This window comes from Dankookia rubra, assembly GCF_004355005.1.
GTDB lineage: Bacteria > Pseudomonadota > Alphaproteobacteria > Acetobacterales > Acetobacteraceae > Paracraurococcus > Paracraurococcus ruber_A.
Genome location: NZ_SMSJ01000091.1, coordinates 1 through 20,140, shown reverse-complemented (window position 1 = coordinate 20,140; position 20,140 = coordinate 1). Strand labels below are relative to the sequence as shown.

The 20,140-nt window shown below is 72.6% G+C and carries 18 protein-coding genes and 1 pseudogene; 13 read left to right on the top strand and 6 right to left on the bottom strand.

Going from position 1 to position 20,140, the window contains the following annotated elements; translation table 11 throughout:
• The 3 genes and pseudogenes from E2C06_RS30255 to E2C06_RS30245 form a co-directional block, all read left to right on the top strand.
• A pseudogene (locus E2C06_RS30255) lies at positions 1 to 895 on the top strand (hypothetical protein); the annotation flags it as partial.
• A gap of 6 nt (positions 896 to 901) precedes the next feature.
• Positions 902 to 2,863 (top strand): molybdopterin biosynthesis protein, encoded by a 1,962-nt coding sequence (locus tag E2C06_RS30250; RefSeq protein ID WP_133292303.1) that lies wholly within the window; start codon positions 902 to 904, stop codon positions 2,861 to 2,863.
• Between the two features lie 111 nt (positions 2,864 to 2,974).
• Positions 2,975 to 5,176, top strand: coding sequence for an amylo-alpha-1,6-glucosidase (locus tag E2C06_RS30245; protein ID WP_133292302.1), 2,202 nt, complete (start codon positions 2,975 to 2,977; stop codon positions 5,174 to 5,176).
• Between the two features lie 135 nt (positions 5,177 to 5,311).
• Here E2C06_RS30245 and E2C06_RS30240 read toward each other — a convergent pair whose 3' ends face one another.
• From E2C06_RS30240 to E2C06_RS30215, 5 genes are all read right to left on the bottom strand, one after another.
• Positions 5,312 to 6,373, bottom strand: a complete 1,062-nt coding sequence (locus E2C06_RS30240) for a glycosyltransferase family 4 protein (RefSeq protein ID WP_133292301.1) — start codon at positions 6,371 to 6,373, stop codon at positions 5,312 to 5,314.
• A gap of 203 nt (positions 6,374 to 6,576) precedes the next feature.
• The gene (locus tag E2C06_RS30235) at positions 6,577 to 8,481 is read right to left on the bottom strand and encodes a family 16 glycosylhydrolase (protein WP_165982765.1); all 1,905 of its coding nucleotides are present in this window, start codon (positions 8,479 to 8,481) and stop codon (positions 6,577 to 6,579) included.
• A gap of 318 nt (positions 8,482 to 8,799) precedes the next feature.
• The gene (trhA, locus tag E2C06_RS30225) at positions 8,800 to 9,468 is read right to left on the bottom strand and encodes a PAQR family membrane homeostasis protein TrhA (protein WP_133292298.1); all 669 of its coding nucleotides are present in this window, start codon (positions 9,466 to 9,468) and stop codon (positions 8,800 to 8,802) included.
• Between the two features lie 75 nt (positions 9,469 to 9,543).
• Complete coding sequence (locus E2C06_RS30220) at positions 9,544 to 10,545, bottom strand: Bug family tripartite tricarboxylate transporter substrate binding protein (RefSeq protein ID WP_133292297.1); 1,002 nt, start codon at positions 10,543 to 10,545, stop codon at positions 9,544 to 9,546.
• Positions 10,546 to 10,694: 149 nt separating this feature from the next.
• Positions 10,695 to 11,159 carry a hypothetical protein gene (locus E2C06_RS30215; RefSeq protein ID WP_133292296.1) on the bottom strand — a complete coding sequence of 155 codons (465 nt, stop codon included), beginning with the start codon at positions 11,157 to 11,159 and terminating at the stop codon, positions 10,695 to 10,697.
• A 181-nt stretch (positions 11,160 to 11,340) separates the two neighbouring features.
• On the opposite strand from E2C06_RS30215, the gene E2C06_RS30210 reads away from it, so the two are divergent.
• From E2C06_RS30210 to E2C06_RS30185, 6 genes are all read left to right on the top strand, one after another.
• On the top strand, positions 11,341 to 11,868 hold the full coding sequence (locus E2C06_RS30210; protein ID WP_133292295.1) for a prolyl-tRNA synthetase associated domain-containing protein: 528 nt from the start codon (positions 11,341 to 11,343) through the stop codon (positions 11,866 to 11,868).
• Between the two features lie 94 nt (positions 11,869 to 11,962).
• On the top strand, positions 11,963 to 12,913 hold the full coding sequence (locus E2C06_RS30205) for a thioredoxin family protein (RefSeq protein WP_133292294.1): 951 nt from the start codon (positions 11,963 to 11,965) through the stop codon (positions 12,911 to 12,913).
• A 10-nt stretch (positions 12,914 to 12,923) separates the two neighbouring features.
• Entirely contained in the window at positions 12,924 to 13,601 is a 678-nt protein-coding gene (locus E2C06_RS30200; RefSeq protein ID WP_133292293.1) for an LON peptidase substrate-binding domain-containing protein, read from the top strand.
• 193 nt (positions 13,602 to 13,794) lie between these two features.
• Positions 13,795 to 14,004, top strand: a complete 210-nt coding sequence (locus E2C06_RS30195; RefSeq protein WP_133292292.1) for a Trm112 family protein — start codon at positions 13,795 to 13,797, stop codon at positions 14,002 to 14,004.
• A 10-nt stretch (positions 14,005 to 14,014) separates the two neighbouring features.
• On the top strand, positions 14,015 to 14,383 hold the full coding sequence (locus E2C06_RS30190) for a gamma-butyrobetaine hydroxylase-like domain-containing protein (protein ID WP_133292291.1): 369 nt from the start codon (positions 14,015 to 14,017) through the stop codon (positions 14,381 to 14,383).
• A gap of 46 nt (positions 14,384 to 14,429) precedes the next feature.
• A complete protein-coding gene (locus E2C06_RS30185; RefSeq protein ID WP_133292290.1) occupies positions 14,430 to 14,657 on the top strand; it encodes a hypothetical protein in 228 nt (75 codons plus the stop codon).
• 204 nt (positions 14,658 to 14,861) lie between these two features.
• On the opposite strand, the gene E2C06_RS30180 is transcribed toward E2C06_RS30185, so the two are convergent.
• The gene (locus E2C06_RS30180; protein WP_133292289.1) at positions 14,862 to 16,139 is read right to left on the bottom strand and encodes an FAD-dependent monooxygenase; all 1,278 of its coding nucleotides are present in this window, start codon (positions 16,137 to 16,139) and stop codon (positions 14,862 to 14,864) included.
• A 357-nt stretch (positions 16,140 to 16,496) separates the two neighbouring features.
• Here E2C06_RS30180 and E2C06_RS30175 point away from each other — a divergent pair, with 357 nt between their 5' ends.
• The 4 genes from E2C06_RS30175 to E2C06_RS30160 all read left to right on the top strand — a co-directional run.
• Positions 16,497 to 16,835: a P-II family nitrogen regulator gene (locus tag E2C06_RS30175; protein WP_133292288.1), complete on the top strand. Its 339-nt coding sequence runs from the start codon at positions 16,497 to 16,499 to the stop codon at positions 16,833 to 16,835.
• 35 nt (positions 16,836 to 16,870) lie between these two features.
• On the top strand, positions 16,871 to 18,205 hold the full coding sequence (locus tag E2C06_RS30170) for an ammonium transporter (protein ID WP_133292287.1): 1,335 nt from the start codon (positions 16,871 to 16,873) through the stop codon (positions 18,203 to 18,205).
• A gap of 114 nt (positions 18,206 to 18,319) precedes the next feature.
• The gene (locus E2C06_RS30165; RefSeq protein WP_133292286.1) at positions 18,320 to 19,129 is read left to right on the top strand and encodes a TorF family putative porin; all 810 of its coding nucleotides are present in this window, start codon (positions 18,320 to 18,322) and stop codon (positions 19,127 to 19,129) included.
• A 170-nt stretch (positions 19,130 to 19,299) separates the two neighbouring features.
• Positions 19,300 to 20,140: DNA translocase FtsK 4TM domain-containing protein (locus E2C06_RS30160; protein WP_193560523.1), on the top strand; the 841-nt coding region annotated here is incomplete at its 3' end.

Here is a 20,140-nt window from a genome sequence, read left to right as displayed (position 1 = left end):
GCTGGCGGCACCGCTGGTGGCGCCCGGCCCGGTGCCGCCGGCGCCGATGGCCTTCCAGCCGGGCTGGGCGGTGGCGGCGGCGGACACGCTCGGCGCCGGCCCCTATGCCCCGGTGCCGCTGGCGGCGGCGCCCGCCCGGGTCGCGCCCGGCGACCTGCTGCCCGCCGGCACCGATGCCGTGCTGCCGCCCTTCGCCCTTGACCTCGACGGCCCCTTCGCCCAGGTGCTCGAGCCGGTGGCGCCGGGCGAGGGGGTGCGGCTGCCGGGCGAGGAGGTCGCCGCCGGCACGCTGCTGCGCCGGGCCGGCGAGCGGCTGGCGCCGCGCGACCTGCCGGCGCTGGCCGCCTGCGGGATCGGGCAGGTCGCGGTGCGGCTGCCGCGCATCGGCTGGGCGGGCGAGGCCGCGCTCCGGCCGCTCCTCGCCGCGCTGGTGGCGGCCGAGGGAGCTGAGATCGATGCGGGCGAGCCCGACCTGATGCTGCTGGCCGGCGACCCCGGAACCCTGGGCGCCGAGCCTTTGCTGCAGGGCCTCGGCGCCCGGCCGGGCATGGCGGCGGGGCTCGGCATGGCGGCCGGGCGGCCCGCCCTGCTGCTCCCGGTCCGGGCGGAGGAGGCGCTGGCCGCCTGGTACCTGCTCGGCCGCCCCGCCCTGCGGCACCTGGCCGGGGCGCCGCCGCCCGTCCCGGTCCAGGCCCGGCTGGCGCGGAAGGTCGCCTCCGCCGTCGGACTGCTGGAGATCGTCCCGGTGCGGCTGCTGGCGCCCGATCTCGCCGAGCCCCTGGCCGTCGGCGCCCTGCCGGCCGGGCTGCTGGCGGCGGCCGATGCGCTGCTTCTCGTCCCCCCGGGCGTCGAAGGCTTCGAGGCTGGAACCACCGTCGCGCTTCAGCCGCTATGAGCCCGCATGCCTGACCCCGACGCCCTGCTCGACCGCATCCGCCGCGCCGCGCGGCAGGAGCAGTTCCTCGACATCGTCTCCGCCGCGGAGGCCACCCGGCGCTTCCGGGCGGCGCTCGACCTGCGGCCGCTGCCGGCGGAGATGGTGCCGCTGGCCGCCAGCCTCGGCCGGGTCGTGGCGCGGGGCGTCGCGGCGCTGGCCGATGCGCCGCCCTTCGACCGCTCCTCGGTGGACGGCTTCGCGCTCCGCGCCGCGGACAGCGCCGGTGCCTCCGAGGCGGCGCCGCGCCGCTTCCGGCTGAACCCGGAGGTGCTGGCCTGCGGCGTGTCGCCGGCGATCGAGGTCGCACCGGGCAGCGCGACCGCCATCGCCACCGGCGGCGTCGTGCCGCGCGGCGCCGATGCGGTCGTCATGATCGAGCAGACCGCCCTGGAGGAAGGCCCCGAAGGTCCTGTCATGCTGCTGTCCCGCGCCGCGGCGCCCGGCCAGTGCATCGCCTTCGCCGGCAGCGACATCGCCCGCGGCGAGGCGCTGTTGCGCCCCGGCACCCCGGTCACCAGCCGGGAGATCGGCATGCTGGCCGCCGCCGGCCTGGCGGAGGTGCCGGTGGTGCGCCGGCCGCGCGTCGCGGTGCTCTCGACCGGCGACGAGCTGGTGCCGCCCGGCGCGCCGCTGCCGCCCGGCGGCATCCACGACAGCAACGCCGCGATCCTCTGCGCCGCGGTGGCCGAGCATGGCGGCGAGCCGCTGCCCCTGGGCATCTTCCGCGACGACGAGGCGGTGCTGGAAGCCGCGGTGCGGCGGGCGCTGGAGGCCGCCGACCTGGTGGTGATGTCGGGCGGCACCAGCAAGGGCGCCGGCGATGTCTCGCACCGCATCCTGGCGCGGCTGGATCCACCCGGCGTGCTGGTGCACGGCGTGGCGCTGAAGCCGGGCAAGCCGCTCTGCCTCGCCGCGGTCGGGACCAGGCCGGTGGCGATCCTGCCGGGCTTTCCGACCAGCGCTGTCTTCACCTTCCAGGAATTCGTCGTCCCCGTCATCCGGGCACTGGCCGGCCTGCCGGCACGGGAGGAGGCGGAGGTCGCGGCGACGCTGGCGGTCCGCACCCCGAGCGAGCTGGGCCGCACCGAATATGTCATGGCCTCCCTCGCCGAGGCGGGGGAGAGATTGCGTGCCTTCCCGCTCGGCAAGGGCTCGGGCAGCGTCACCGCCTTCTCCCAGGCCGACGGCTTCTTCGCCATCCCGGCGCTCGACCAGGGGGCGGAGGCCGGCGCCGAGGTCGGCGTCCGCCTCATCGGCACGTCCCGGCCGCCCGACCTGACGATCATCGGCAGCCACTGCCTCGGCCTCGACGCGGTGCTGGAGGCGCTGGCGGCGCAGGGCATCCGCGGCCGGACGCTGGCGGTGGGCAGCCTCGGCGGGCTGGCGGCGGCGAAGCGGGGCGAATGCGACCTGGCCGGCGCGCATCTGCTGGACCCCGCCAGCGGCACCTACAACGCGCCCTTCCTGGCTCCCGGCCTGCGGCTGGTGCCGGGCTGGCGCCGGCTGCAGGGCGTGGTCCACCGCCGCGGCGATCCGCGATTCGAGGGGCTGCCGGGGCCGGAGGCGATCCGCCGCGCCGCCGCCGATCCCGGCCTGCTGCTGGTCAACCGCAATGCCGGCAGCGGCACCCGCATCCTGCTCGACGGGTTGCTCGGCGGGGCGCGGCCGCCGGGCCATGCCAACCAGCCGAAGTCGCACAACGCCGTCGCCGCCGCGGTGGCGCAGGGCCGCGCCGATTGGGGCGTCGCCATCGCCACGGTGGCGGAAGCCTACGGCCTCGGCTTCCTGCCGCTCGCCGACGAGCACTACGACTTCTTCCTGCCCGAGGCGCGGGCGGCGCGTCCCGCCGTCCAGGCCTTCCTCGCCGCGCTGCAGGCCCCCGGGGTCAGGGCCCGCCTCGCCGCGCTGGGCTTCGCGCCGGCCTGACGCCGATCGCCGCTTCGGTGTCACGCATGCGTCATCATGCATCATCGCGGGTTGCGGCCGGTGCCCCCGGCTGTGCCCTGCTGTTCCACCACCGGGCCCGAGGAAACCGCCATGTCCCACCCCCAGGCCGATGCCGTGCTGACGGATGACGGCGCGGACGCGCATTCGATCACTGCCGGCATCTCCCTGCAGGAGATGCGGCCGCGGGTGCTGAAGGGCGACGACACCTTCGCCGTGCTGAACCACAGCGGCGACGCCCATGCCGTGCCCGGCGGGCCGGAGGGGCTTTATCACCGCGACACGCGCCACCTGTCGCGGCTTGAGCTGACGGTCTCCGGCCGCAAGCCGCTGCTGCTGAGCTCCGCCGTCTCCGACGACGGCGCCATGCTGACCTGCGACCTGACCAACCCGGACCTGCCGGCCCGGCCCGGCCGCGGCGCGATCGAGAAGGACCTGGTGCACCTCCGCCGCTCCACCTTCCTCCGCAACGGGGTCTGCTACGAGCGGCTGACGGTGCGGAACCATGGCGAGCAGCCGCTGCGGGTCGAGGTGGGGCTGCAGGTCGCCGCCGACTTCGCCGACCTCTTCGAGGTGCGCGGCGAGGTCCGCGCCCGCCGCGGCACGCTGCACCCGCCGGTGGCGGAGGCGTCCGCGATCACCCTGGCCTATACCGGGCTCGACGAGCGGCGGCGGGAGACGCGGCTGCGCTTCGAGCCGGCGCCGGACCGGCTGACGCCGGATCAGGCGGTCTTCGACCTGGCGCTGGTGCCCGGGCAGCGCGTGACCCTGCTGGTCGAGACCCGCTGCAACCCCGACCACGCCCCGCGCGAGCCGGCCGATGCCGCCTTCCTCCGGGCGCTCTGGGAGGACAGCCGGGCGCGGCGGGCGGTGCAGGCGCGCTCGGCCAGCGTCAACACCGCCGACAGCGGTTTCGACGAGATGATCGGCCGGTCCCGCGCCGACCTGACCATGCTGAGCACGCAAACGCCGGAGGGACCCTTCCCCTATGCCGGGGTGCCCTGGTTCAGCACCGTCTTCGGCCGGGATTCGCTGATCACCGCCTGGCTGACGCTCTGGCTCGACCCGGCGCTGGCGCTCGGCGTGCTGCGGCACCTCGCCACGATGCAGGCGGCCGGCTTCGATGCCGCCGCCGATGCCGAGCCGGGCAAGATCCTGCACGAGGTGCGCTACGGCGAGATGGCGGAGCTGGGGGAGGTGCCGTTCCGCCGCTACTACGGCAGCATCGATTCGACGCCCTTGTTCGTGGCGCTGGCCGGTGCCTGGCTGGGGCGCACCGGCGATGCCGAGGCGCTGCGCCCGCTTTGGCCGAACATCGAGGCGGCGCTCGGCTGGATCGAGCAGCATGGCGACCGCGACGGCGACGGCTTCGTCGAATACGGCCGGATGAAGGAATCGGGCCTCGCCAACCAGGGCTGGAAGGACAGCTGGGATTCGATCTCCCACGCCGACGGCACGCTGGCCAAGGGGCCGATCGCGCTCTGCGAGGTGCAGGCCTATGTCTTCGCCGCCTGGCGCGGCGCCGCCCGCATCGCTCGCGCGCTGGGCCTCGGCGAGGACCGCGCCGCGGCGATGGAGGCCAAGGCCGAGGCGCTGCGGCAGCGCTTCGAGGCGAGCTTCTGGTGCGACGAGCTCGGCACCTATGCGCTGGCGCTGGACGGCGAGAAGCGGCCCTGCCGGGTGCGCGCCTCGAATGCCGGGCATGTGCTGCTGGGCGGCCTCGCCTCGCCCGAGCGGGCGGCTTCGGTCGCGCGGCAGTTGATGGATGGCAGCTTCCATTCCGGCTGGGGCATCCGGACCCTGGCGACGTCCGAGGCGCGCTACAACCCGATGAGCTACCACAACGGCTCGGTCTGGCCGCACGACACGGCGCTGGTCGGGCTCGGCCTTGCCCATTACGGCCACCGCGCCGCGGCGGCGAAGCTGCTGGAAGGCCTGACGGCGGCGGCGGGGAAGCTCGACCTGCGGCGGCTGCCGGAGCTGTTCTGCGGCTTCCCGCGGCGCGGCGGGCAGGGGCCGACCGCCTATCCCGTGGCCTGCGCGCCGCAGGCCTGGGCGGCGGCGGCGCCGATCGGGTTGCTCGGCGCCTGCCTCGGCCTGTCCTTCGACCCGGCGGCGCGGCTGGTGCGGCTGGACCGGCCGGTGCTGCCGGCGGGGCTCGACCGGGTGCTGCTGCGCGGCCTGTCGCTGGGCGGCGCGCGGATCGACGTCCAGCTCGCCCGGGCGGAGGGACAGTCGGTGGCGATGAGCGTGCCGGGCCGGCGGGGCGAGATCGGCGCGGTGCTGCTGGCCTGAAAAAACCGGGATCCGGGGAGGGCGAGGCATGCCCTCCCCCGGATCCCACGCTTCCATTCCAGAAATCCGGCCCCGCCGCGTGGCGGGGCCGCGCGCCGAGAGGCAGCGGCGGGGAGGATACCTCCTCCCCGGCCCTTACTCGGCCGCGATCGCCCGCATCGGCGGCAGCTTCGCCCGCACCAGCTGCTCGTAGAGCGCAACATGGTCCTCCGCCATGCGGCGGGCGGTGAAGCGCTGCTCGAAGCGCCGGCGCACCGCGGCGCGGGACAGCGCCGGCACCCGGTCCACCGCGCGCACCGCCGCGTCCATGCCGTCGACGATGAAGCCGGTCAGCCCGTCCTCCAGCACCTCCCGCACCGAGCCGTGGTCGAAGGCGATGATCGGCACGCCGCAGGCCATGGCCTCGATCATCACCAGGCCGAAGGGCTCCGGCCAGTCGATCGGGAAGAGCAGCGCCTGGGCGCCGGCGAGAAAGGCGGCCTTCTGCGAATCCGCGATCTCGCCGATGAACTCGACATGCGGCTGCGTCAGCAGGGGGCGGATCTTCGCGTCGAAGTAGTCCTGGTCGGCGCGGTCCACCTTGGCCGCGATCTTCAGCTTCATGCCGGCGCGGCCGGCGATCTCGATCGCGCGGTCGACGCGCTTCTCGGGCGAGATGCGGCCGATGAAGGCGAGGTAGCCGGGCTGCGCGGAAGCGTCGGGCCGCAGCAGGTTTTCCGGCAGGCCGTGGTGGATGGTCGCCGCCCAGTTCGCCCAGGCCATGGGCCGGCGCTGGCTGTCCGAGATCGAGATCAGCGGCACGTCGGTATGCGTGCGGTAGTGTGGCCAGATCTCCGGCAGGTCGAGCCGGCCATGCAGCGTCGTCACATGCGGCACCGACTGGCGGCTGAACAGCGAGAAGGGCATGTAGTCGAGGTGGAAATGCAGCACGTCGAACTCGTGCGCGCGGCGCAGCACGGACTCCAGCATCATGAAGACCGGCGACATCGGGTCGCCGACGGTCTTGTCGAGCCGCAGCGCGCGCGGGCACATCGGCGCCAGCGTGGCGGCGGTGACGGAATCGCCGCTGGCAAAGAGCGTCACGTCGTGCCCCTGCGCGACCAGTTCCTCGGTCAGGAAGGAGACGACGCGCTCGGTCCCGCCATAGAGCTGCGGCGGCACGGATTCGGCCAGTGGCGCAATCTGCGCGATTCTCATCGTTCGAAATTCTCCCGGGCGGCGAAAGCGTGCCGGCTACGCAGGTGTCCCGCATGACTGCGGCCAAGCCTCGACACAAAGCCCGGAATTCGGACGACAACATGGCGCGCGGCGGCGGCATCGGGGCAGGTGACGTCGCTCACGCGCATGTGCCAGGACCAGCGGCGTGGCCGTCCTCCCACGGCATGCCCCGGGAGGGACGCTCAGCCGAATTGGATGTCGAGGCTGCCGAGACGGGCGCTGCCGTTCGCGACCTGGATGAGCAGGTTGGGCGAGACATAGTCGCCGTCGACGATGCGGTAGGCCTGGGCGCCTCCGGACATCACGACGAAGTCGAGACGCGCGGCGGCGCTGAAGCCCACCAGCTGCAGCAGGTCGTGTTCGCCGCCATCGCCCAGGTCCACGTGGAAATCGATGATCTGGTCGTTCGGGGCGATGCAGCCCTTCGTCAGGACGAAGGTGTCGTTGCCCGCGCCGCCCTGGGCCCGCGACACGCCGGAGCCGAAGCTGAAGCTGTCGTCGCTGATGCCGCCTGAAAAGTTCACGTTGCCGGGCCCCCCGCGCACCGTGCTGCCGAGCGGGCTGCCCCAGACGGTGTGCGTGCCGCTGGTGGACAGGCCGGAGGCATCCATGATCAGCGCCGCCTTGGCCTTGGTGAAATCGTAGAGATCGCTGACCCCGTCCGCCTTCAGCGTGTAGGTGCCGCCGCAGTTCACGACGTCGCCCGGGCCGGTGACGATGCCGTCGCCGTATTGCCAGGCGCGGACATAGTCGATCAGCAGGTGTTCGGTCGGCATGCTCGGGTCCGTGGCCCCGGCCCAGCTGCCCGTGCCGCCCACGGCCAGGTTGAGAACCATGTACATCGGCTGGTTCATGTCGGCCGGCGTGGCCGCCCGGGCCACCTCGATGCCGTCGATGAACCAGGCGATGGTGTCGGCCTTCCAGTCCAGACCATAGGTATGGAAGCCGGTGCTCAGGTCATAGAGCGCCTTGACCGGGATGGTGCTGTTGCCGCTGGTCCCGCTGTGCAGGGAAGCATAGGCGGTGGTCGGGTCCTGGCCCAACGCCTCCATGATGTCGATCTCGGGCGGCCAGGCGCCGCTTGCCGGCAGCAGCCAGAAGGCCGGCCAGAACCCCTTGCCGGCGGGCAGGTCGAGCCGCGCCTCGAAATACCCGTAGCGCTGGGCGAAGGAGGTCGCGGTCGTGATCACGCCGGAATTATAGGGCAGGTTCAGCGGGTTGCTGCCTGGGCTGGCGGTGATGTCGAGCACCCCGTCGGCCAGGCTGAAGGGATCGGAGCCGACCGAACTGTCCGTGTAGTACCCGGCCTCCTTGTTGTTGGCCAGCGTCCGGTCCTGCCGGATGACGCCGAGGCTGGTCTTCCAGACCGTGCCGGAACCGCTGGCCGAGGCGCTGAAGCCGTTGAAGTCCTCCGAGAAGGTGCGGTGCATGCCGGGATGCGCCGGGTCGATCGGCAGCTGGAAGTCCGCCGCGCGGAAGCCATCGACCTGGGTGTTCCGCAGCACGAGGATTTCCCCGTTGCCGAGGTCGAGCACCACATCTGCGCCGGACTGCGTCATGGCCGCCCGGACCGCCGCGAAGTCGGGCAGCGCGTAGCTGCCTTCCAGCCGGATGCGGTCGACGCCGGAGACGAAGTCGAGGATCACGTCGCTGCCATTGCCGGCGGCGACGACGAAGAGGTCGGCACCGGCGCCGCCGGACAGCACGTCGTTGCCGCCGCCACCGTTGAGGGTCGGCGCCCCGTCACTCCCCTGGATGATGTTGTCGAGCGCGTTGCCGAGGCCGCTGGTGTTCGTCCACATCAGCTGCAGGTTCTCGACCTGGTCGGGCAGGACGATCCGGGCGGCGTAGGATTGCAGCGTGTCGATGCCGCCGCCGGGGGCTTCGAGGACGAGGTGGGTCGCGTTCCACACGCAATAGGTGTCGTCGCCCGCGCCGCCGATCAGGGTGGCATTGCTGCCGGAATCCGAGATGGCGTCGGCGCCCGCGGTGCCGGTGAGCTGGATGCCCGAGCTGGAAGAGCTGAACCAGCGCGTCGGCGAGGCCGAGGTGGAGAGCGCAATTCCCGCTACGTTGAAGAAAATCAAGGCAACCTCCTGTTTAGGGAACCAGACTGCCGAATTGCACCAGTTCGGATCATAGAGCCCGGGATGCACAACCAATGCGTGTTCGTAACCGGACAGGAAGGCCGTTTCGAATGGAAGTCATTGATGTGTTAACGGACAGAAAAAGAATGTTTAACCAAATATTATATTCAGTATACAAAATACCAAACAAGCAACGAGCTGCTTGCCCGGGCTGCCCTGCCCAAGGCGGCATCCACGGTGCGGATGCGGGGTGTCGGCGCTGCGCGCCGGGCGAAGCCCGGATCCCGCGTCTCGTTCCTGAACCTCGGGGTATCCGCGCTACGCGGCGGCGGTGATCCGCAGCACCACGGCGTAGTGGCAGGCCGCGCCGGCCAGCACGCAGCCGTGCCAGAGCGCGGTGTGGAAGCGCAGCCATTCCGCCAGGTGCAGCCGCACGCCGAGGCTGTAGAACAGCCCGCCCAGCAGCAGCAGCGTGAGGTCCGGCCAGTCCAGCGCCCGCAGCAGCGGCTCGATCGCCACCAGCCCGGTCCAGCCGAGCAGCAGGTAGAGCACGATCGCCGCCCGCTCGATCCGCGCCGGCGCCAGCAGCTTGAGCGCGGCGCCGCCGAGCGCCCCGGCCCAGACCACGGCGAAGAGCCCCCAGCCCCAGTCGCCGCCGATCCCCAGCAGCGTCACCGGCGTATAGGTGCCGGCGATCATCAGGAAGATGGCGGCATGGTCCAGCCGCTGCAGGATCCGCTTCCAGCGCCCGGCCCCGGCCAGGTTGTAGGCGGCCGAGCAGCCCAGCATGGCCAGCAGCCCGCCGGCATAGAGCCCGAGCGCGAGGCCGAGCCGCCGCCCCGGCGCCTCCGGCGCCGCCAGCACCAGGCCGAGGCAGGCGATGGCCGCCGCCGCCAGCCCGACCGCATGCACCGCCGCATCCGCGGCATAGGCGCCGCGGTCGTGATCCGCGCCGGGCAGGGGCGTTGCGGTCGGCGTCGGGGCCATGCCGCACAGGTGGCCCCGGCGGCCGTCCGCCCAACCGCAGGGCCGATCAGGCTTCCGGGAGCGGCAGCGCCCAGCTCAGTCCGGCTTGATGCCGGCGCCGCGGATGATCGGCTCCCACTTCGCCGTCTCGGCCCGCAGCCAGGCCTCGGCGCTGGCGGGCGTGCTGTCGGTGCGGACCTGCAGCGCCAGGTCGGCGAGTCGCTGCTGCACCTCGGGTTTGGCCAGCACGCCGTTGATGGTCCGGTTCAGCGCCGTCACCACCGGCTCCGGCGTGCCGCGCGGGGCCATGACCATGTGCCAGGTATAGGCCTCGTAGCCCGGCAGCCCGGCCTCGGCGAAGGTCGGCACCTCCGGCAATTGCGGGATGCGCCGGGCGGAGCTCACCGCCAGCCCCTTCACCTCGCCGCGCTGGACATAGGGTAGGGTGTTGTTGGCGACGTCGAGCATCATGGTGGTGGTGCCGTTCAGCAGGTCGGGCATCGCCGCGGCCGAGCCGCGATAGGGCACGTGGGTGACCTTCAGGCCGCCGGCCTCGCGCAGGAAGAGCTCGGCCGCGAGATGCAGGGCCGAGCCGTTGCCGGCGCTGCCGTAGTCGTACTTGCCGGGACTGGCGCGATAGAGCGCGATAAGGTCGGCCAGGCTGTTCACCGGCAGGTCCCGGTTCGCCATCAGCACCATCGGGATCACGCCGACCAGCGCCACCGGCTGCAGGTCGGCCAGCGGGTCGAAGGGCAGGCGGGCGAACATCGCCCGCAGCGCCGAATGGGCGACGGTGGTGTAGAGCAGCGTCGCGCCGTCCTTGGCCGACTTCGCCACGGCGTCGGTGCCGACGACCACGCCGGCGCCGGTGCGGTTGTCCACCACCGGGCGCTGCGGCAGGACCTTGCCCAGCTCCTCCGCGAGCAGCCGGGCCGGGATGTCGGTCGGCCCGCCCGCCGCGAAGGGCACCACGATGCGGATCGGCTGGTCCGGCAGGCCGGCGCCTTGGCCGGCTGCGGATTGCGCCCAGGCCGGGGCGGGGAGCGCGGGGCTGGCGAGGGCTGTGGCGGCAAGGCCGAGAAGGGCGCGACGGCGCATGGGGCTGTTCTCCGGCAGGGGATGTTGTCCGGGCTCAAGCCATCGGGCGCGGCACGGTTGCGACGCTGTCTAGGCCAGGGCACCTGCCCGCGTCGAGGCGGGCGGGGATTCCAGGGGCCCGCCCGCCGCGCGTCATGGGTCCCGCGGCCTCAGGCCGCGGTGGCGTCCCAAACGTCGTAGTCCACCTGGTTGGCCGGCCCGACCGAGCCGGAGAAACGCACCATCAGCCCGTTGTAGCCCTGGCCGTTCCAGCTGTTGCAGCCGCCGCAGGGGTTGGAGGTGACGAGCCAGAGGCAGGGATACTGGTCGGTCGGCCGGAAGCCGTACTGCACCACCGCGCCGGTGACGCCGGCGGTGCCTTCGGGACTTGTCACCCGGTAGCCGCCAACGCTCTTCGGCTCGATCACCGCCGGCGGATGGCCGCCCGGGGCGAAGCCGCCGCTCTCGAAGCTGGCGCCGAGCAGGTACAAGGGCCAGGGGCTGTGGTTGTAGATCAGCACCCGCGTGCTGCGCACGGCCTCGGCCGGGCCGAACAGGCTGTCCTGCGCCTTGTTCACCAGGCTCTCGGTGATGCGCCAGACAGGGGCGCCGAAGGGTCCCAGGGCGTCGAGCATGGTCATCTCCTGCATTGGCCCGGCCGCGGGGCCGGGCAGCGCGGAGGCTAGGCGCCGCAATCCGGCCACGATGTGTGGTGGAACACACCGGCCCCATATGCGCCGGGCCGGGTTTCGGCCGAACCGCTTGCGCGCGGCCGCGCGCGGGGCGACACCACCGGATCGACGGCAGGACCGCGGCATGGCCGAAACCCCCGACAGCCTCCTCGCCCGCCTCGACGCGCTCGGCATCGAGGCGCGGACCACGACGCATCCGCCGGTCTTCACCGTGGCGGAGAGCCAGGCGCTGCGCGGCACCCTGGCGGGAGGCCACAGCAAGAACCTTTTCCTCCGCCCGGCGAAGCGGGTGCCGGGGACGGCCATGGCGCCGCACCTGCTGGCGGTGCTGCAGGAGGACCGGCAGGTCTCGATCAACGCCCTGGCACGCATCGCCGGCGCCGGGCGGGTGGAGATGGCCCCGGCCGCCGACCTGCTGGCCCTGCTCGGCGTGCTGCCCGGCTCGGTCACGCCCTTCGGCATGGTCAACGCGCCGCCCGGCGCGGTGCGGATCGTGCTCGACGCCGGCTTGCTGCGGGACCACGAATGGGTTCACTTCCACCCGCTGGTCAACAGCATGACCACCGCCATCCGCCCGGCCGGGCTGCTGCGCTTCCTGGAGAGCCTCGGCCACCGGCCGGAGTGCCTGGATATCCTGCCCGCCACGGGCTAGCGCTTGCCGGTCCGGGGGAGCCGGATGACTCATCCCCCATTGCCCTCCCGTCCGGCGGGGGCATCTAAGACCACAAGACCGAGGAACAGCCGCCATGGACGTCATCTTCGACCCGAACCGCCAGGGCCCGGCAGCCGGTCCCGCGGGCGGTGGCGCCGATCCGATCAAGGACGGCGACCAGAAGACCTTCATGCAGGACGTGGTGGAGGCCAGCCGCGAGACCCCCGTCCTGGTCGACTTCTGGGCAACCTGGTGCGGCCCCTGCAAGACCCTGACCCCGACGCTGGAGAAGGTGGTCCGCGCCGCCGGCGGGCGGGTCAAGCTGGTCAAGATCGACATCGACAAGAACCGCGCCCTGGTCCAGCAGCTGACCCAGCTCGGCCTGCCGCTGCAGTCCGTGCCGACGGTCGCCGCCTTCTGGCAGGGCCAGATCGCCGACCTCTTCCAGGGCGCGCTGCCCGAGGGCGAGGTGAAGAAGTTCATCGAGGGCCTGCTGAAGCTGGCGGGCGGCCAGATGCCGACCGCCGACATGCTGGCCGAGGCGAAGCTCGCGGCCGAGGAGGGCGACCACCAGGGCGCGCTCGAGATCTTCGGTTCGCTGGCGCAGCAGGAGCCCGAGAATGCCGAGGCCTTCGCCGGCGTCGCCCGCAGCCTGATGGCGCTGGGCGAGGAGGAGCAGGCGCTGCAGGTCCTCGCCAGCCTGCCGCCCAAGCTCGCCGGCCATCCGGAGGTCGCCTCGGTCCGCAGCGCGCTGGAGCTCGCCGCCGAAGGCCGCGAGGCCCGCGCCAAGCTGGCCGAATTCGAGCAGCGCCTGGCCGCCGACCCGAACGACCATGCCGCCCGCATCGACCTCGCCGTCGCGCTGAACGCCAACGAGGACCGCGCCGGCGCGGTCGAGGCGCTGCTCGACGCCATCCGGCGCGACCGCGCCTGGAACGACGAGGCGGCGCGCAAGCAGCTGCTGAAATTCTTCGAGGCCTGGGGCTTCGACGATCCTGCCACCCTGGCGGGGCGGCGCAAGCTTTCCTCGCTGCTGTTCCGGTAACCCCCGCACCTTGGCCGCCTTCCATCCCAGCCTCGACCAGTTGCCGCCGGAGATCGCGGTCTTCCCGCTGCCCGGCGCGCTGCTGCTGCCCGGCGGCCGCCTGCCGCTGAACATCTTCGAGCCGCGCTACCTGGCGATGACCCAGGACAGCCTGGCGACTGGGCGGATGTTCGGCATGATCCAGCCGGAGCCGGGGGCGCCGCACGGTGCGGCCGGCCCCGGCCTCTACCGCATCGGCTGCCTCGGCCGGCTGTCCTCCTTCGCCGAGACGGAGGATGGCCGGCTGCTGATCACCCTGACCGGGGTGATCCGCTTCCGGGTGGCCGAGGAACTGGCGATGCGCCGCGGCTACCGCCGGGTGCGGGCCGACTATGCCGGCTTCGAGGCCGACCTCGACCTCGGCGACAAGCCGGTCGGGGTGGACCACGCGACGCTGCTCGGCGCGCTCCGGCCCTTCTTCCAGGCGCGCGGGATCGAGGCGAATTGGGAAGCGATCGAGCAGACCTCGGAGGAGATGCTGGTGCTGACCCTGGCCATGGTCTGCCCCTTCGAGGTGCGCGAGAAACAGGCCCTGCTGGTGGCGGCGACGCCGGAGGAGCGGGCGGAGATGCTGGTGTCCCTGCTGCGGATCGGCGCGCATGCCGAACCCGGGGGCGGGGATATGCCGCCGGACCGCAAGCCGAGCTAGCCGGCCCGGATCGCCGGAGGGCGTCTTTGCCCGGAGGCGTGAATCCGCGCCGGAAACCACTCGGCCCGGATCGCCGGAGGGCGTCTTTGCCCGGAGGCGTGAATCCCTGCCGGAAACCACTCGGCCCGGATCGCCGGAGGGCGTTTTTGCCCGGAGGCGTGAATCCGTGCCGGAAATCAGCTAGAGGATTCCCATGAGCGATACCCAAGCCACCACCCCGCCGCCCGGCGGCGAGGTCGATCCCGCCCTGCTGGAGATCCTGGTCTGCCCGGTGACCAAGGGCCCGCTGCGCTACGACCGCGGCCGCGGCGAGCTGGTCAGCGACCAGGCCCGCCTGGCCTACCCGATCCGCGACGGCATCCCGATCATGCTGCCGGACGAGGCGCGGGCGCTCGACGGCTGAGCCCGGCGCGGTGCCGACGCCGGTCGAGATCCGCCTGAAGCGGGCCGAGAAGCGGCTCGACATCGCCTTCGACGACGGCACCAGCTTCGCCCTGCCGGCCGAGTACCTGCGGGTCGAGAGCCCCTCGGCCGAGGTGCAGGGGCATGGGCCGGGGCAGAAGGTGCTGGTCGCCGGGCGGCGGGAGGTCGGCATCCTGCGGGTGGAGCCGGTCGGCCACTACGCCATCCGCATCGCCTTCGACGACCTGCATGACAGCGGGATCTATTCCTGGGCCTACCTGCACCAGCTCGGCCGCGAACAGGCCGAGCGCTGGGCGGAGTACGAGCGGGCGCTGGCGGCGAAGGGGCTGACGCGCGATCCGCCGAAGCGGGGCAGGTAGCGGCAACCCGGCGCCGCCCCGGCGGTTCGATGGCCGGAGGTGCCGCATGTTCCGTCCCGCGATGATCGCCCTGCTGCTGCTGCTCCCCGCCTGCGGCAACCAGCCGCCGAGCCGGAGCATCGGCTCCACCCCGATCGGCACCGATGCGAGCACCGGGCAACCCACGCTCAGCCAGTCAGGCGCCGGCCCCGGCGGGATCAACCGGGACTACTATACCGGAAGCGACCCGAATTTCCCGGGCGGCGGCCGGTCGGGCGGACGCGGGCTGCGGTAGCCAGAGTGCGACAGGCTCGGGCGGAACCGCCGAGAGACGCGAATCGCAGAACAAGACAATAGTTCAGAGTCTGCCCTGCGCTTCCAGGAGCGCCGGACGGACGCCGTCCTGCGCTCGTCCCGAGTGGAAACACGCAGGACGTGAAGCGCCGGCCCTGCGATGCCTGGACCACTGTCGCCCCGACAGGGGCAGGGCGGCATCGGCTTACCGCGCAGGCGCCGTCAGCAGCTTCTGTCCGGCCAGCAGCCCGGTCACCCCCGGCCCGAGGCCCATCGCCTGCCGGGCGAAGGCCCGCTTCAGCGCGGGGATGCGGTCGACCGCGGCGATCCCGAGCCGCCTTGCCCAGCGCACCGGCGGGATGTCGTTGCCGAAGAGCCGCTCGAGCGCATGCATCCCCGACAGCATCAGCATGGTGTCCGGCCGCCGCCGCGCCTGGTAGCGCGCCAGCACCGCCGCATCGCCCGGATCGGCCCCGGCATGGACCGCCGCGATCACCTCCTCGGCCAGCGCCGCGACGTCGCGGAAGCCGAGGTTCAGCCCCTGGCCGGCGATCGGGTGCACGCCATGCGCGGCATCGCCGATCAGCGCGAGCCGCGTGTCCGTCCAGCGCTCCACCTGCAGCGCGCTCAGCGGATAGGACCAGCGCCGGCCGATCGGCCGGATGGCGCCGAGATGGTCGCCGAGCCGCCGCGCCAGCTCCCGCCCGAAGCCCGCGTCGTCGAGCGCCAGCATCCGCCGGGCGATCGCCGTCCGGTCGGCCCAGACGAAGGCCGAGGCATGCGGATAGGCCGCCGTTCCGAAGCCGCCCGGCCCGGACAGCGGCAGCTGCGCGAAGGGCCCGTTCGGCAGGAATTGCTCGAGCGCGATGTTGCGGTGCGGCTTCTCGTGCGCGAAGGCGCCGACCATGCCGATCTGGTGGTAGTCGAGCACCGCGGTGCGGATGCCGGCCTGCCGCCGCAAGGGGCTGTTGCGGCCCTCGGCGGCGACGACCAGCCGCGCCTCCAGCACCTCGCCGGTCGAGAGCCGCACCGTCGCGCCCTCGGCCCGGCGCTCGACGGTCGCGGTCGCCGGGGCGAAGACCTGCAGGTTCGCCATCTCCGGCAGGCGGGCATTCAGCCCGACCCGCAGGCTGCGCGCCTCGACCATGAAGCCGAAGGGCTCGTCGGAGACGGCGGCGGCGTCGAATTGCAGGGCGAGGGGGGAGGCCGGCTCGCCCGGGCGGCCGTCGGCGACGCGGATGCCCTGGATCGGGCAGGGCGGCTCCGGCAGGCGGTCCCAGATGCCGGCGGCCTCCAGCAGGCGCTTCGAGGTGAGGGCGATGGCATAGGCCCTGCCGTCGAAATCCTGCAGCGCCATCGGCGGCAGCGGCTGGGCATCGACCACGGCGGTGGGCAGGCCGGCGGCGGCAAGGGTGGCGGCGAGCGTCGCGCCCACCGGGCCGGCGCCGAGGATGCAGACGGTGACGGCGGAGCGGTTGGTCATCTCGGTCTCCTCACATCCAGCCCTGCCAGGGTCAAGGACCCGGGGGGCCAAAGGGGGGGAGGCGGGGCCGGGGAGGCCGCCCGCAGGACCACCGCCCGACTCCTGCCCTGCCCCTGCCCAAGTCTTGGGCATTCCGTCTCCAATGCCGGCAGCCCGGCCGCGCGCGGACCATATCGGTTGCGGGAAAGCGGCGGATGAGCGGCGTTTCCGCAGGCCGGTCCGCGACGCAGCAACCCGTATCACGGCTCCGTTATATCGGATTCGAGCCTGCCGACCGGCGCCGCCGCGAGCCGGTGCGGGGGTGGCACGGGATTTGGAAGGTCTGTCCCGCCGGATTTTCAGGAGGACTGCGGGCAGATGAAGCTGGTCATGGCATTCATCAAGCCCTTCAAGCTGGACGAAGTGCGCGACGCGCTCACTCCGCTCGGCGTGCAGGGGCTGACGGTGACCGAGGTGAAGGGCTTCGGTCGCCAGAAGGGACAGACGGAGATCTACCGGGGTGCGGAGTACCAGGTGAGCTTCCTTCCCAAGATCAAGATCGAGGTCGTCGTTCCCGACGAGCTGGCCGACGGGGTCTGCGAGGCGATCGCCAAGGCGGCGCGCACCGACAAGATCGGCGACGGCAAGATCTTCGTGCTGGACGTGGAGCGCGCGCTGCGCATCCGCACCGGCGAGACCGACGTGGCGGCGCTGTAAGCGCCAGCGATCCAGAACGAACAGGGGATTACACGATGAGGATGCCCGCACGCGCGCTGGCCGGAGCCGCCGTTGCGCTGCTCGCCGCCATGCCCGCCATGGCGCAGGACGAAGGTCCGAAGATCGATACCGGCGACACCGCCTGGATGCTCACCTCCACCGCCCTGGTGCTGATGATGACCATCCCGGGCCTGGCGCTGTTCTACGCGGGCATGGTCCGCAAGAAGAACGTGCTCGCCACCATGATGCAGAGCTTCGCCATCACCGCGATCGTCACGGTGACCTGGGCGGTGATCGGCTACAGCCTCGCCTTCGGCGAGGGCAACGCCTATGTCGGCGACCTGTCCAAGCTGTTCCTGACCAACCTGGCGGAAAGCTGGGACAAGCCCTTCACGCTGGGCAGCGGCGACGCGGCGGTGGCGACGACCATCCCCGAGACCGTCTTCCTGATGTTCCAGATGACCTTCGCCGTCATCACCCCGGCGCTCATCACCGGCGCCTTCGCCGACCGGATGAAGTTCAGCGCGCTGGTGATCTTCACCATCCTCTGGACCGTGCTGATCTACAGCCCGGTGGCGCACTGGGTGTGGCATCCGAACGGCTGGATCTTCGCCCTCGGCGCGCTCGACTTCGCCGGCGGCACGGTGGTCCACGTCAATGCCGGCGTCGCCGGCCTGGTCTGCGCGCTCGTGCTCGGCAAGCGGGTCGGCTACGGCAACGACAACATGTCGCCCTACAACCTGGCGCTGGCCGTGATCGGCGCGGGGCTGCTCTGGGTGGGCTGGTTCGGCTTCAACGCGGGCTCCGCGGTCGGCGCGGGCGCCCGGGCCGGCATGGCCATGCTGGCGACGCAGGTCGCCGCCGGCGCCGCGGCGCTGTCCTGGATGTTCGCGGAATGGGCGACGAAGGGCAAGCCGAGCGTCCTCGGCGCCATCTCCGGCGCGGTCGCCGGCCTCGTCGCCATCACCCCCGCCAGCGGCTTCGTGCTGCCGGTGCCGGGGCTGATCATCGGCGTGGTCGCCGGCCTCGCGGGCTTCTGGGGCGCCACCGCGCTGAAGCACCTCTGCGGCTACGACGACAGCCTGGACGCCTTCGGCGTGCACGGCGTCTGCGGCATCGTCGGCTCCCTGCTGACCGGCGTCTTCGCCTATGGCGCGCTCTCGGCCACCGCGGCGACCCCGGAAGGCTACTCCGGCTCCTTCGACCAGTTCATCATCCAGGTGGAAGCGACCGCCGCGGTCTTCGCCTATACCGCGATCGGCACCTTCATCCTGCTGAAGATCACCGACGTGATCGTCGGCCTCCGCGTGCCGGAGGAAGAGGAGCGCGAGGGTCTCGACGTCACCCAGCACGGCGAACGCCTGGCCTGAGGCCGGGGCGATCCGGGGGAGGAGGCGACAAGCCTCCTCCCTTTTTTTGACAAGGCCTGAACCAGCCGGTTAACGACCGGAACGTTTAATCCACCACCAGGGGATCTTTCGCCCATGACCGACCTTTCCGGGCTGCTGGCTCGGCCCGCCGCCCTGCTCCGGGGCGCCGCCTTGGCCGCCGCCGCCCTCATCCTGCCGGTCCTGCCGGCCGCCGCGCAGCAGACGATCGACTCGCTCGGCCTGACCGTCACCACCACGCCCGCGGTCTCCAACGACTACCTTTTCCGCGGCATCAGCCAGACCCGCAACAACTGGGCCTTCCAGGGCACGCTCGACGTCCAGCACGCGAGCGGCGTCTATGTCGGCGCCTTCATCTCGAACGCCAAGTTCGTCGGCGGCCCCTGGAACGACACGCGGCAGGAACTCGACCTGCTGGCCGGCTACCGCTTCACCCTGGCCGACATCAACTTCGACGTCGGCTACATCGCCTATACCTATCCGGGCCAGGACAAGGCGATCGGCACCCAGCTGAACGAGTACCAGGAGGTCGGGATCAAGGCGAACTACACCATCGACATCGTCAAGCTGCTGGCCGCCTACAACTACTCGCCCAACTTCTTCGGCCGCTCCGGCGCCGGCAACTACGTCGAAGGCGGCGTCGACATCACCCTGCCCTTCGAGGTCACGGGGTCCGGCCGCCTCGGCTACCAGTGGATCCAGAACAACCCGCGCTTCGGCACGCCCGACTACCTCTGGTACTCGATCGGTGTCTCGCGCGAGATCTATGCCGGCTTCACCGGCACGCTGGCCTGGTACGGCACCAACATCGACAAGAAGGAATGCGTCCCCGTCGCCGGCCGCGCCGATGGCGGCCAGCGGATCTGCGAGGGCCGCGTGCTCTTCACCCTCAGCAAGATCTTCTGATCCGGCGCCGGGGTTTTTGCGGAAAGGGCGCCGGCCGCAGGGGCCGGCGCCCTTTCGGCGGCCCGGACAGGCCCGGGCCGTTCCGCTTGCGGCGCGAGGGACTCCTGGCTTTTTCAGGGCTTTGCGGGCTAGTCTTGGCGCCTCATCCCAGCCGGACATCCGCCGCGCCCATGCCCGCGACCCGCGTCTCCGTTTCCTCCGCCCCGCTCGCCGGGGTCCGCCGCTTCGCCTCCCCCGCGGTCAAGGCGGCGATCCGCCGCCGGCTCTTCGAATTCCTCGGCCTCGCCTGCGGGCTGGCCGGGCTCGCGCTTCTGGTCGCGCTGGCCAGCTACGACGCGGCCGATCCCTCGCTCTCGACCGCCACCACCCGGCGGGCCGCCAACCTGGTCGGCCCGGCCGGCGCCATGCTGGCCGACCTGCTGCTGCAGGGCTTCGGCTGGGCCGGCGCGCTGCCGGGCGTGGCGCTGCTCGCCTGGGCCTGGCGGCTGGCGACGCATCGCGGCCTCGGCCTGTTTCCCGCGCGGCTGGCGGCGCTGCTGGCCGCCATGCCGGTTGCCGGCGCGGCGCTGACCCTGGCGCCGCTGCCGGCCAACCTGCCGACCGCCGCCGGGGCCGGCGGCGCCGGCGGCAGCATCACCGCCCGCGCCCTGCACGACAGCGCGGAGGCGCTGCTCGGCCCCTTCGGCGGGCTGCTCTCCACCGCCGCGCTGGTGCTGGCGGCGGTGCTGCTCGGCATCGCCGCCTTCGCGCTCTCGCCGGCCGAATGGCTGCGCCTCGGCCGCGCGGCGCAGAAGGGCACGGTCGGCGTCGCCCAGGCCGGCAGCGCCGGGATGCGGGGCACCGCCGGGCTGCTCGGCCGGGTCGCCGCCCCCGTCCGCAGCCTGTTCCGCTTCCGCCGAAACCGCCCGGTGGTGCCGGGCGCCGACCTTTCCGCCGTGCTCCGCGCCGCCGATGCCGCGGCCGAGCAGCGCCGCCGGCCGCGCGCCGAGCCGGGCGCGGCGCCGCCGCGGC

Coding starts and splice junctions, on each gene's coding strand:
- E2C06_RS30165 (WP_133292286.1), top strand. CDS start 18,320: ATGACCGACCTTTCCGGGCTGCTGGCTCGGCCCGCCGCCCTGCTCCGG.
- E2C06_RS30215 (WP_133292296.1), bottom strand. CDS start 11,159: ATGCTCGACGCCCTGGGACCCTTCGGCGCCCCTGTCTGGCGCATCACC.
- E2C06_RS30220 (WP_133292297.1), bottom strand. CDS start 10,545: ATGCGCCGTCGCGCCCTTCTCGGCCTTGCCGCCACAGCCCTCGCCAGC.
- E2C06_RS30195 (WP_133292292.1), top strand. CDS start 13,795: ATGAGCGATACCCAAGCCACCACCCCGCCGCCCGGCGGCGAGGTCGAT.
- E2C06_RS30250 (WP_133292303.1), top strand. CDS start 902: ATGCCTGACCCCGACGCCCTGCTCGACCGCATCCGCCGCGCCGCGCGG.
- E2C06_RS30205 (WP_133292294.1), top strand. CDS start 11,963: ATGGACGTCATCTTCGACCCGAACCGCCAGGGCCCGGCAGCCGGTCCC.
- E2C06_RS30185 (WP_133292290.1), top strand. CDS start 14,430: ATGTTCCGTCCCGCGATGATCGCCCTGCTGCTGCTGCTCCCCGCCTGC.
- E2C06_RS30240 (WP_133292301.1), bottom strand. CDS start 6,373: ATGAGAATCGCGCAGATTGCGCCACTGGCCGAATCCGTGCCGCCGCAG.
- E2C06_RS30210 (WP_133292295.1), top strand. CDS start 11,341: ATGGCCGAAACCCCCGACAGCCTCCTCGCCCGCCTCGACGCGCTCGGC.
- trhA (WP_133292298.1), bottom strand. CDS start 9,468: ATGGCCCCGACGCCGACCGCAACGCCCCTGCCCGGCGCGGATCACGAC.
- E2C06_RS30245 (WP_133292302.1), top strand. CDS start 2,975: ATGTCCCACCCCCAGGCCGATGCCGTGCTGACGGATGACGGCGCGGAC.
- E2C06_RS30170 (WP_133292287.1), top strand. CDS start 16,871: ATGAGGATGCCCGCACGCGCGCTGGCCGGAGCCGCCGTTGCGCTGCTC.
- E2C06_RS30180 (WP_133292289.1), bottom strand. CDS start 16,139: ATGACCAACCGCTCCGCCGTCACCGTCTGCATCCTCGGCGCCGGCCCG.
- E2C06_RS30175 (WP_133292288.1), top strand. CDS start 16,497: ATGAAGCTGGTCATGGCATTCATCAAGCCCTTCAAGCTGGACGAAGTG.